The organism is Halomonas saccharevitans (genome assembly GCF_032333995.1).
In the GTDB taxonomy this organism is placed as follows: Bacteria; Pseudomonadota; Gammaproteobacteria; order Pseudomonadales; family Halomonadaceae; genus Halomonas; species Halomonas saccharevitans.
Window position 1 is genome coordinate 399020 of the sequence record NZ_JAVXUR010000001.1, and the last position, 11363, is coordinate 410382.

The following is an 11363-nucleotide window of genomic DNA, read 5'->3' on the forward strand; positions in this document are numbered from 1 at the left end:
GGCAGGCGGGCGTCACGATTAAGGTGACTTCAGCCTTTCCGGAGCCAGCGCATGATCACCGCCTACATTACCCACCCAGACTGTCAGTTGCACCACATGGGGCCCGAACATCCCGAGAGCCCCCTGCGACTGGACGCCATACGCGCACGCCTGATGCTCTCGGGCGTCTTGCAGCAGACCATGCAGTCGGATGCCAAGGAGGCGACCGAGGAGCAGCTGGCCCGAGTACACCCCCTACGCCACCTGCGCGCCCTGGACAAGTGTGTGCCGGAGCAGGGCATCGTCACCCTGGACAGCGAAACCATGATGAACCCCGACAGCCTCACGGCGGCGAAGATGGCCGCCGGCGCGGTCGTTCGGGGCGTCGACCAGGTGTTTCGCCGCCAGGCCGACAATGTCTTCTGTGCGGTTCGCCCCCCCGGCCACCATGCCGAGGCCACCGACGCCATGGGTTTCTGCTTCTACAACAACGTGGCGGTAGGCGCCGCCCATGCTCGAGCCAAGTATGGCGCGCGCCGGATCGCGATCCTCGACTTCGACGTGCACCAGTGCAACGGCACCATCGACATCTTCAAGGATGACCCCAACGTGCTGGTCTGCACCAGCTTCCAGTACCCCTTCTACCCCTGGCGCTACCTGCGCAGCGAATGGCAAAACGTGGTCAACACGCCGCTGTCGGGCGGCACCGACAGCGCCGCCTTCCGTCGCGCCATCGAGGACGACTGGCTGCCCGCCCTGCACGCCTTCAAGCCCGATATCGTGCTGGTCTCGGCGGGCTTCGACGCCCACCGCGAGGATCCTATGGCCGAGCTCTGCCTGGAGGACGAAGACTTCTACTGGGTCACCCATCTGGCGCTGGAGATCGCCGCCCTGTATGCCGACGGCCGCCTGGTCTCGGTGCTGGAGGGCGGCTACGACCTGGACTCCCTGGGGCGCAGCGCCGAGGCTCACCTCACCGCCCTGCTCGGTCTGCCGTTCAGCGGCTGATCGATGTTTCTTGCTGGCAAGAAACGCGCAGGCATGAAGGACAGGAGCAAAAGGCGCCGATGAACGCCGACGGTGGGGCGATGGCCCCGGCGGGTGTGATAGGCTTGAGGAAACCTCGTTTCCGATAGTGAACCAGACAGTGATCCACGCATGACCGCCACCACCGATCAGGGCGCCGCCCTGCGCATCGCCGCCGGCCGCAAGCCCTTCGTCGAACCGCTGCGCCTGGGCGAGCGCGTGAAGGAGATCCGCCTGGCCAACCAGTGGACGCTGGAGGACGTCAGCCAGCGCACGGGGCTCGCCCGCTCGACGCTCTCCAAGATCGAGAACGACCAGATCTCGCCGACCTTCTCCGCGGTGCAGAAGCTGATCGACGGCCTGGGCATCGACCTGCCTCAACTGCTCTCGCCGCCCAAGGTCCAGGCCCGCACCATGGGGCGCCGCGACCTGACGCGTCGCGGCCACGGTGAACGCCACCCCACCCCGACCTACGAACACGAGCTGCTCAGCTGCGAGCTCGCCCAGAAGCGCATGATCCCCTTCAAGACCATCGTGCGGGCCCGCGCCTTCGACGAGTTCACCGAATGGGTGCGCCACGACGGCGAGGAGTTCCTGATGGTGCTCGAGGGGGAGATCCGGCTCTATACCGAGTACTACGAGCCGCTGAGCCTGACCGACGGCGACAGTATCTACTTCGACAGCGCCATGGGGCACGCCCTGGTGTCGACCAGCGAGGCCGACGCCGTCGTGCTGTCGGTCTGTACCCGGGGCGACGGCACCCCCTGAGGCTCCATCGCTAGAGTTTCACTTTCGCCACCTCACGTTCTAAGCCCCACGATCAATTCCTCAGGCTCGAGCCCGGTCACCCGGGCGGCGCGTCGGTATCGCGTCGAGTTCGAGCCGTCCCGCGCCATGGATGGCCTGGAAGTGACGCCCCTTGGCGCGAGCGATCAGCAGCACGCCGAAGCGCTCGGCCAGCTCCACGCCCTTCTGGGTGACGCCCGAGCGTGACACCAGCACGCCGATGCCCATCTGCGCCACCTTGAGCACCATCTCCGAGGTCAGGCGCCCGGTGGTGTAGAAGATATCGGCGTCGCCGCTGTCGGCCTCGGCGAGCCACTGACGCCCCGCCAGGGTATCCACGGCATTATGGCGCCCCACGTCCTCGACGAAGTCCAGCACCGCCTCCTGGCGGCACAGCGCACAGCCATGCACCGCGCCGGCGCTGCGATAGGTCTCGTTATAGGCTCCCAGGTTATCCAGCAGCCGATAAAGCACCGACTGGCGCATCACCGTGGCCGGCAGCGGGCTCAGCGCGGTCGCCTCGAGCAGACGGCCGAAGACCGTACCCTGGCCGCAGCCGGTGGTCACGGTGCGCTGACCCAGGCGCTCCTCCAGATCCTCCGGCAGGCGACGGGTCACGACCGCCGCCGCCTCGACCTCCCAGTCCACCTGCACCGCCTGAAGATCCCGCGCCTCACCGAGCAAGCCCTGGTTGCGCAGGTAGCCCACCACCAGCGCCTCGGGATCGGCTCCGAGGGTCATGAGCGTGACGATCTCGCGCCTGTTCAGATAGACGGTGAGGGCCCGTTCCGCGGCGATCGCCTGGCGCTGCGGCTCGCCGAACTCGTTCAGCACCTCGATTTCCAGGGTGGCGGGCAGGCGCGCCCGGCTCAGGCTGATGTCGTGCATCCACGGCTCCTCGACAGAACGTTGACTCTCGATGATGGCACTCCCGACCGACGCTGTCTTTACTGGGTAAGTATTCGTTGATGCTGGGCAGTGTCTTTTATATCAATATTTTCTGTAATATAAGCGTCGCCGGCACTATCCACTCTCGCGATCTGTCATAGAGTGATAGGCCGAATGGCAACGCAGCCCACTCCACCACGTCCGGCCCCGGAGATACTGACCCATGGCGTCGACCAGCAGCACTCGTTCTCTGAGCTTCGAGGTCGTCGGCGAGCCGCTCACCATCAAGGGCTTTACCACGACCCGCTGGCGCATCGCGAATCTCGCGCCCGGTGATACCGGTTCCTGCCGGCTGAGTCTGCAGCTCTACATGACCGAGCGTGCGGCCTACCGTTTCAACCTGACGAGCCGCACGCCGCGACTGTTCGTGCGAGCCGGCGAGGCGGGGGGGACGCCGAGCCCCGATGCCATCACCGCCAGCCAGGACGTAGCCGCCGGCTGGCTCGACGGCGAGCATCGCGTACTCGAGGTCGATATGCCGCTCGCCATCCAGGCCTGGATCGAGGCCTACCTCGCCCACCACGGCGAAGCGCCCGAGGAGGGCCGCAAGAAGAAGCGCAAGGGCGCCGGTCGCGCCCGGGAGATCGAGTCATGAGCCGGCTGGAGCGCTGGTCGCGCCTCAAGCGCGGTGACACGCAGGAGGCTCCGGCCTCCTCAGCATCCGCCGAGGGCGAGTGGCCGCTCGAGGCCGACGGCCAAGACGGCCGAGAGGAAGACGCTCGCGAGGACAACTCACCGGAGACCCTCGAGCCGGGCAGCCTGGATCATACCCTCCCCGACCCCGACACCCTGCCCCCTGGCAGCGATATCAAGGCCTACCTGGTCTCGGGGGTCAGCGCGGGGCTTCGCAAGCGCGCCCTGCGTCGCCTCTTCGCCGCCAGCCACTACGGCGTGCGGGATGGCCTCGACGACTATGACGACGACTTCCGGGAGAAGCTGAAGCCGCTGGCCGACGACGTGGCCGAACGGCTGCGCCAGTGGACCCGTCAGACGCCCGACGATGAGACGACAGAAGACGCGGCAACGGCCGATAGCGTGTCGACAGAGACAGATCAGACGGACACGGGTCCGATCGACCTCGAACAGGATGAGTCGACCGACGAAGAAGAGACCACGGCGCATGAGGGGAATAGGGAAGAGGCCGACGATCCCTCATACGGCCCCGCGTCGGCGTCTCATTCCGATCAACGAGCCCCTGAGTCACGTCACTGAGGCAGACAGGCCGGCATGGCGATCCGCTCGAGATATGCCCGGAGCACCGCCGCTACCGCGATGAGGACATCCTCAGAGGGGCAGGATTAGACCAAGGGAGCGTTTGCAAGCTTTGCAAATTCGACCAAGACTTGATGATCAGCCAATAAAAAGAACGACAAGGCGCCCACAGCACGCACGCAACCGTGAGACTGCATGAACCAGCACATCGAACTGATGCCGGTAGACGACGACCGCAACCGGCAGGCCAGAGAAGCCGCACGACGTCGCGTCTCCTGGCCCGTCAATCTCAGCCCCGCCCGCGTCAGCTATCAGAGTGACGGCCACGCCCTGATTCTCGGTGACGAACGCAGCGTGCGGCGTGCCGCCAGCGCCCTGATGGCAAAGGGTCTCGCGACTCCCGTCCTGCTGGTCACCGCCCCCCTCCATGAAGAGGCCGGCGGCGACGCCGGCAGTGATGAAGAACACGAGGCCCTGCTCGCCGCTACCGCCGATCTTGCCTGCCAGTCGCTGTCACGCGCCCAGGCGCGGGCACTGACCATCGAGGGCTATCTGGGACACTTCAGCGTCAGCGTGCCCGATGGCGACGGCGTGCTGGATCTCGCCCGGGCGCTTGCCGAGCGAGCGCATTTCGATCTGATCCTCGACCTTGCTGCGACGCCGGCCCTCACCCTCGAGCTTCCCCCGCCCGGCTACGTCGCCATGGACTGGCAGGACGCGGATCGCGACGAGCGTCTCGAGGCTTTCGCCGGGCTGGTCGGCGAATTCGACAAGCCGCGCTACTTCCAGATCGACAACGACCTCTGCGCCCATGCCAGCAGCGGCAACACGGGCTGCACCCGCTGTCTCGACGTCTGTCCCGCCGATGCCGTCAAAAGCCACCAGGGCCGCATCGAGGCGTGGATCGAGATCGACCCCTTCCGCTGCCACGGCGTGGGCAGCTGCAGCAGCGCCTGTCCCACAGGGGCCATCCAGTTTCGCCTGCCCGAGACCGCCCGCCAACAGGACACCCTGTTGGGTTGGCTCGCCGCCTACCGCGAGGCCGGCGGCACGGCGCCGGTGGTGCGCTTCGCCGAGGCGAGCGACCTGGAGACCGAGGAAGAAGCGGCGGGCCATGTGCTCGACGTGCCTCTCGAAGAGCTCGGTGCCGCCGGTCACGATCAGTGGCTGACGGCCCTGGCCGCCGGCGCGGCCGAGGTCCGCATCCAGCGCCATTCGCGCATGCCCGAGCGTCTGACCCGTTTCATCGACGACCAGCTCGCCCAGGCGCACGCCCTGCTGATGGCCCTCGGCCACTCGGCCGATCGCATCGTCGTCCTCGCGGACGGTGACTCGGCGGCCCGCGACGCACTTCCACTCGAACCACCGTTGGCGCAGGCGCCGCCGGTGCTGGAAGGCCATGACAAGCGCCGTCGGCTCAACGCCGTGCTCGAGCATCTGGCGAGCCTGGGAGCCCCCGACGGCCAGCGCCACCGGATGCCGTCCGGCGCCGCCTATGGCGACATCGTGGTCGATCGCGACGCCTGCACCCTGTGCATGGCCTGCGTGTCCAACTGCCCGACGCCGGCGCTGGCCGCCGGCGATACGAGCCCGCTGCTGAGCTTTCGCGAGGCCGACTGCGTGCAGTGCGGGCTCTGCGCCGAGGCCTGTCCGGAGCAGGCGATCACCCTGCACCCTGGCTTCCTGGCCAACGCCCAGCGCGGCGAGCGCGAGGTTCGCCACGAGGAGCCCGCCTTCCCGTGCATCCGCTGCGGCAAGCCCTTCGCCACCGTCAGCACCGTTGAGACCATCAAGGCCAAGCTCGCCAACCACCCTTACTTCGCCGGCGACGCCCTGGCCCGCCTGGAGATGTGCGAAGACTGTCGCGTCAAGGACGTCTGGCAGGACATGGCCCGCAACCCCGAATCGCAGCTGAAGGTATGACCGCATGAACGAGCTGAATGAAAGCGATGCGCTGCGAGCCGATGTCTACCGGCTGCTAGCCAGGCTGCTGCGCGAGGCCCCTGATGCCGCGCTGCTCGACTGGCTGGCGGCACTGGAGGTCGAGGCCGACGGCACCCTGCTCGCCGAGCGCTGGGGGGCACTGATCGAGGCGGCGCGCGACACCACCGCCGAGGCGCAGGCACGCGCCCACTTCCGCCACCTGATCGGGGTGGTGCAGGGCGACGTCACGCCGTACGCCTCCTGGTACCGCAACGGCGAGCTGATGGACGCAGCATTGGTCGCGCTGCGCCGGGACCTCAAGGCGCTGGGGTTCCAGCGCGCCGAGCACAGCCACGACCCCGAGGACCACCTCGCCGCGCTGGCGGAGGTGATGGCGATGCTGATCGAGGCTCGCTCACCGGAAGAGGCCCGCTTCTTCATGGCCCATCTCGCCCCTTGGGCCGCAGACTGCCTCGCCGACCTCGGCCGGGTCGACACCCTCTTCCAGGCGCGCATGGGGCAGCTCGGTCAGGCCTTCATCGAGCAGGAGGGGCGACGCCTCGAGGCACAGACTCAACAGCATCCGGTGCGGATCGTCGAACCCTGACGCCGCACTGCACACCGTGACAGCACCATAACGACAGAGCCCGTCAGGGCCCGACGGCAGACACAGGAGAGATCCCCATGTCCAGCACACGCAACCCGCAGCGGCGGCGTTTTCTCAAGACCCTCGGCGTCGGCACCGCGGCCGCCGGAGCGGCGGCCGCGGTCGGCCACGTCACCCTGGCCCAGGCCGATACCAAGCCCGAAGCCCCGCAGAGCGAGCCTTCTCGTGAGTACCGGGAAACGCCCCATATTCGAGCCTTTTACGCCACCCTGCGTGATTGACGGCCCCGAGCCAGGAGAGCAGCCATGCGTTTGACACCTAAATCCGAGTCGCCGAGGGCCAGCGGGCTGGGCATTTCCCGTCGCCAGTTCCTGCAGCGCAGCGGGGCTACCACCGGCGGGCTCGCCGCCGCCGGCTTCATGGGCGCACCGATGATGCAGCGTGCCGAGGCGGCCGAGAAGACCGCCTGGTCCGATGCCCCGGTCGAAACAAAACGGACCGTCTGCTCCCACTGCTCGGTGGGCTGCGGCGTCTATGCCGAGGTACAGGAAGGCGTCTGGACCAAGCAGGAGCCGGCCTTCGATCACCCCATCAACCGCGGCGCCCACTGCGCCAAGGGCGCCTCGCTGCGACAGCATGGCCACTCAAGCCGTCGCTTGAAGTACCCCATGAAACTGGTCGGTGGAGAGTGGCAGCGTCTGAGCTGGGAGGATGCCATCGAGGAGATCGGCAACAAGGTGCTGGCGCTGTCGGAGCAGCACGGACCCGACAGCGTCTACTGGCTGGGCTCGGCCAAGTTCAATAACGAGCAGGCCTACCTGATGCGCAAGTTCGCCGCCCTGGCCGGCACCAACAACACCGACCACCAGGCGCGCATCTGTCACTCCACGACCGTGGCCGGAGTCGCCAATACCTGGGGCTACGGGGCGATGACCAACTCGCTCAACGACATCCAGAACAGCCGGTCGATCATGTTCATCGGCTCGAACCCGAGCGAAGCGCACCCGGTCGCCATGCAGCACATCCTGCTGGCCAAGGAGCGCAGCCAGGCGGAGATCATCGTCGTCGATCCTCGCTTCACGCGCACCGCCGCCAAGGCCGACAGCTACGTGCGGATCCGTCCCGGTTCCGACGTGGCCTTCATCTGGGGCCTTCTGTGGCACATCTTCGAGAACGGCTGGGAGGATAGCCAGTACATCGATCAGCGGGTCTACGCCATGGACCAGGTGCGCGAGGAGGTCGCGGCCTTCTCGCCCGATGTGGTGGAAAACATCACCGGGGTGGCGGAAGAGACCATGCGCGATACCGCGCGCCGACTGGCCGAGAACCGTCCGGGCTGCATCGTCTGGTGCATGGGCGGTACCCAGCACACCACCGGCAACAACAACACCCGCGCCTACTGTATCCTGGAGCTGGCGCTCGGCAACATCGGCAAATCCGGCGGCGGCGCCAACATCTTCCGCGGCCACGACAACGTCCAGGGCGCCACCGACCTCGGCCTGATGTCGCATTCGCTGCCCGGCTACTACGGCCTCTCCGAGGGCGCCTGGAAGCACTGGGCTCGCGTCTGGGACCTCGACTACGAGTGGCTCCAGGGCCGTTTCGACCAGAACGAATACGCCGACGGCAAGCCGATGCACTCCAGCGGCATCACGGTCTCACGCTGGATCGATGGCGTTCTCGAGCAGGAGGAGGACATCTCCCAGCGCACCCGACTCAAGGCGATGTTCTACTGGGGCCATGCGGTCAACTCCCAGACCCGCGGCCCCGAGATGCAGAAGGCCATGCAGCAGCTCGAGATGATGGTCATCGTCGACCCCTACCCCACCGTGGCCGGCGTCATGCACGGCCGTCAGGATGGCGTCTACCTGCTGCCCGCGGCTACCCAGTTCGAGACCACCGGCAGTGTGACCGCCACCAACCGCTCCATTCAGTGGCGCGATCAGGTCATCGAGCCGCTGTTCGAGTCCAAGCCCGACCACGAGATCATGTACCTGCTCTCGCAAAAGCTCGGCTTCAGCGACGAGCTGTTCAAGAACATCAAGGTCGAGGGCACCGAGCCGCTGATCGAGGATATCACCCGCGAGTTCAACGCCGGCATGTGGACCGTGGGCTATACCGGCCAGAGTCCCGAACGCCTGAAGGCTCACCAGCAGAACTGGCACACCTTCAGCTTCCGCGACCTCAAGGCCGAGGGCGGTCCAGCCGACGGTGACTACTACGGGCTACCCTGGCCCTGTTGGGGGACCGCCGAGATGGGCCATCCCGGCACGCCGATCCTCTACGACACCAGCAAGAAGGTTTCCGAAGGCGGCCTCACCTTCCGCGCCCGCTTTGGCATCGAGCGCGACGGTGAGAATCTGCTGGCCGAAGGCGTCTTCAGCCGGGACTCCGACCTGGAGGACGGCTATCCGGAGTTCACCGCCGCCATGCTCAAGGACCTGGGCTGGTGGGATGAGCTGACCGACGCAGAGAAGACCGCGGCCGAGGGCAAGAACTGGAAGACCGACCTTTCGGGCGGCATCCAGCGCGTGGCCATTGCCCACGAGTGCGCTCCCTTTGGCAACGCCAAGGCGCGGTGCAATGTCTGGACCTTTCCCGACCCCATTCCCAAGCACCGCGAGCCGCTCTATACCAGCCGTCGCGACCTGGTGCAGGACTACCCGACCTGGCCGGACGTGACCTCGCACTACCGCCTGCCGACGCTCTATCGGAGCATCCAGGAGCAGGACGTCACCGGCAAGTACCCGATCATCCTCACCTCCGGGCGCCTGGTGGAGTACGAGGGCGGCGGCGAGGAGACGCGTTCCATGTCCTGGCTGGCCGAGCTGCAGCAGGAGATGTTCGTCGAGATCAACCCGGCACTCGCCAACGACCTGGCCATCGCTGAGGGCGACATGGTGTGGGTCGAGGGCGCCGAGGGTGGACGCGTCAGGGTCAAGGCGCTGGTCACCCCGCGGGTGGCCCCCGAGGTGGTCTTCATGCCCTTCCACTTCGGCGGCATGTTCCAGGGCGAGAGCCTGCACGACCGCTATCCGGAAGGCTCGGCCCCCTATGTGCTCGGCGAGGCGGCCAACACCGCCACCACCTATGGCTATGACTCGGTGACCCAGATGCAGGAAACCAAGTGCACCCTGTGTCGCATCGAGAAGGCAAGCTGAGGAGAATCCCATGGCCACAATGAAATTCATGTGCGACGCCGAGCGCTGCATCGAGTGCAACGGCTGCGTCACCGCCTGCAAGAACGCCAACGAGGTCGAATGGGGCGTGCAGCGCCGCCGCGTGGTGACCCTCAACGACGGCGAACCCAGCGAGGTCTCGATCTCGGTGGCCTGCATGCACTGCGACGATGCGCCCTGCATCGCCGTCTGTCCCACCGAGACCCTCTACCAGCGTGATGACGGCATCGTGCTGCACGACAAGGACCTGTGCATCGGCTGCGGCTACTGCCTCTACGCCTGCCCCTTCGGCGCACCGCAGTTCCCGAAGCAGAACGCCTTCGGCGAGCGCGGCAAGATGGACAAGTGCACCTTCTGCGCCGGCGGCCCGGCGGAGACCAAGGAGGAGGAGTACCAGAAATACGGCGCCAACCGCATCGCCGAGGGTAAGCTGCCGCTATGTGCCGAGATGTGCTCGACCAAGGCACTGCTGGCCGGGGATGCCCAGGAGGTCGCCGACATCTTCCGCCAACGCGTCGTCCAGCGCGGCCACAAGGACGGCGGCTGGTCGGGCAATCCCCGCGCCGACGCCGACTCCCTGGCCTACGATGCTACCCAGCAGGGGTAAGGAGGCGACCATGAGCATGTCGATAACGCACCCGGGGGCCGCTCGGCGGCTCCTGACGCTGCTGGTGCTGCTGACCGGGCTGGTGCTGTCCCAGCTGGCCCTGGCACAGCAGGCCGACCCCGGCCGGGAGGCGGCCTTCGCCGTCCCCGCCGTGGACGCCGAGCTGTGGCGGCAGGTGAAGGAAGGCGAGACGGGACCCAACTACCGGGACTCGCGAGCCGAGAGCACCTATAACCTGGTAAATACCAGTGGCGAGACCTGGCGACAGATCCGTGAGCGCTGGGTCTCCCCGTTCGGGGCGATCGCGGTGCTGGGCATGATGGCGGCAATCGTGCTGTTCTACCTGATGGTGGGGCGCAAGCATCTCGATGAGCCGCGTACCGGCCGCAAGCTGCTGCGCTGGTCGCTGGTCGTCCGCTCCCTGCACTGGACGGTGGCGACGCTGTTCATCCTGCTGGCTATCACCGGGCTCAACCTCGCCTATGGCAAGACGCTGCTGCGTCCGCTGTTCGGCGACGGCGCCTGGTCGGCGATGATGTCGGGCACCAAGCTGATTCATAACTACCTGGGACCGCTGTTTGGCATCCTGCTGGTGATCCTGCTGCTGCGCCTGCTCAGCCACAACATCCCGAAGGCCCACGACCTGCAGTGGTTCGCCAAGGGCGGCGGCCTGGTCGGCAAGGGGCATCCGGATGCCGGTTTCGCCAACGGCGGCGAAAAGGTCTGGTACTGGCTGCTGGCTACCGCCGGCCTCGCCGTGATCGCCAGCGGCTTCGTGCTGGACTTTCCCAACTACGGGCAGGGACGCGACACCATGCAGTGGGCCGGGATCATCCATGCCGTGGGGGCCCTGGGCCTGACGGCCGTGGCACTGGGACATATCTACATCGGCACCGTCGGCACCGAGGGGTCGCTGGAGGGCATGACCACCGGTTACGTGGACGAGAGCTGGGCCAAGGAGCACCACAATCTCTGGTACGACGAGGTCAAGGATCAGGCGATTCCCGAGGATCAGCTTGCCGAGCATCGGCAGGGATCCCAGGGCGACGAACCGGCGCCCCGCTCCGGTTGAGCCACCTCTCGACGCGACTAACGA

The 11363-nt window shown here is 66.8% G+C and carries 11 protein-coding genes; 10 read left to right on the forward strand and 1 reads right to left on the reverse strand.

Going from position 1 to position 11363, the window contains the following annotated elements; all coding sequences use genetic code 11:
- Positions 1–51 precede the first annotated feature (51 nt).
- Both RSO68_RS01840 and RSO68_RS01845 read left to right on the forward strand, forming a co-directional pair.
- Complete coding sequence (locus RSO68_RS01840) at positions 52–987, forward strand: histone deacetylase family protein (protein ID WP_315585217.1); 936 nt, start codon at positions 52–54, stop codon at positions 985–987.
- 150 nt (positions 988–1137) lie between these two features.
- Complete coding sequence (locus RSO68_RS01845) at positions 1138–1773, forward strand: helix-turn-helix domain-containing protein (protein WP_089848940.1); 636 nt, start codon at positions 1138–1140, stop codon at positions 1771–1773.
- 60 nt (positions 1774–1833) lie between these two features.
- On the opposite strand, the gene RSO68_RS01850 is transcribed toward RSO68_RS01845, so the two are convergent.
- Positions 1834–2679 carry a formate dehydrogenase accessory sulfurtransferase FdhD gene (locus RSO68_RS01850; protein ID WP_089848943.1) on the reverse strand — a complete coding sequence of 282 codons (846 nt, stop codon included), beginning with the start codon at positions 2677–2679 and terminating at the stop codon, positions 1834–1836.
- A 223-nt stretch (positions 2680–2902) separates the two neighbouring features.
- Between RSO68_RS01850 and RSO68_RS01855 the strand changes: the two genes are divergently transcribed.
- The 8 genes from RSO68_RS01855 (at position 2903) to RSO68_RS01890 (ending at position 11339) form a co-directional block, all read left to right on the forward strand.
- On the forward strand, positions 2903–3334 hold the full coding sequence (locus tag RSO68_RS01855; RefSeq protein ID WP_315585219.1) for a DUF3305 domain-containing protein: 432 nt from the start codon (positions 2903–2905) through the stop codon (positions 3332–3334).
- On the forward strand, positions 3331–3951 hold the full coding sequence (locus RSO68_RS01860) for a DUF3306 domain-containing protein (protein WP_315585220.1): 621 nt from the start codon (positions 3331–3333) through the stop codon (positions 3949–3951). Before RSO68_RS01855 ends, RSO68_RS01860 begins: the two co-directional genes overlap by 4 nt.
- Positions 3952–4146: 195 nt before the next feature.
- Positions 4147–5874 carry a 4Fe-4S dicluster domain-containing protein gene (locus RSO68_RS01865; RefSeq protein WP_315585221.1) on the forward strand — a complete coding sequence of 576 codons (1728 nt, stop codon included), beginning with the start codon at positions 4147–4149 and terminating at the stop codon, positions 5872–5874.
- A gap of 4 nt (positions 5875–5878) precedes the next feature.
- Positions 5879–6481 carry a TorD/DmsD family molecular chaperone gene (locus tag RSO68_RS01870; protein ID WP_315585222.1) on the forward strand — a complete coding sequence of 201 codons (603 nt, stop codon included), beginning with the start codon at positions 5879–5881 and terminating at the stop codon, positions 6479–6481.
- A gap of 77 nt (positions 6482–6558) precedes the next feature.
- Positions 6559–6762 (forward strand): twin-arginine translocation signal domain-containing protein, encoded by a 204-nt coding sequence (locus RSO68_RS01875; protein ID WP_089848952.1) that lies wholly within the window; start codon positions 6559–6561, stop codon positions 6760–6762.
- A gap of 24 nt (positions 6763–6786) precedes the next feature.
- The gene (locus tag RSO68_RS01880) at positions 6787–9642 is read left to right on the forward strand and encodes a formate dehydrogenase subunit alpha (protein ID WP_315585223.1); all 2856 of its coding nucleotides are present in this window, start codon (positions 6787–6789) and stop codon (positions 9640–9642) included.
- A 10-nt stretch (positions 9643–9652) separates the two neighbouring features.
- Positions 9653–10267, forward strand: a complete 615-nt coding sequence (gene fdh3B, locus RSO68_RS01885; RefSeq protein ID WP_089848956.1) for a formate dehydrogenase FDH3 subunit beta — start codon at positions 9653–9655, stop codon at positions 10265–10267.
- Positions 10268–10277: 10 nt separating this feature from the next.
- Positions 10278–11339, forward strand: coding sequence for a formate dehydrogenase subunit gamma (locus RSO68_RS01890; protein ID WP_315585224.1), 1062 nt, complete (start codon positions 10278–10280; stop codon positions 11337–11339).
- The last annotated feature ends 24 nt before the right edge of the window (positions 11340–11363 follow it).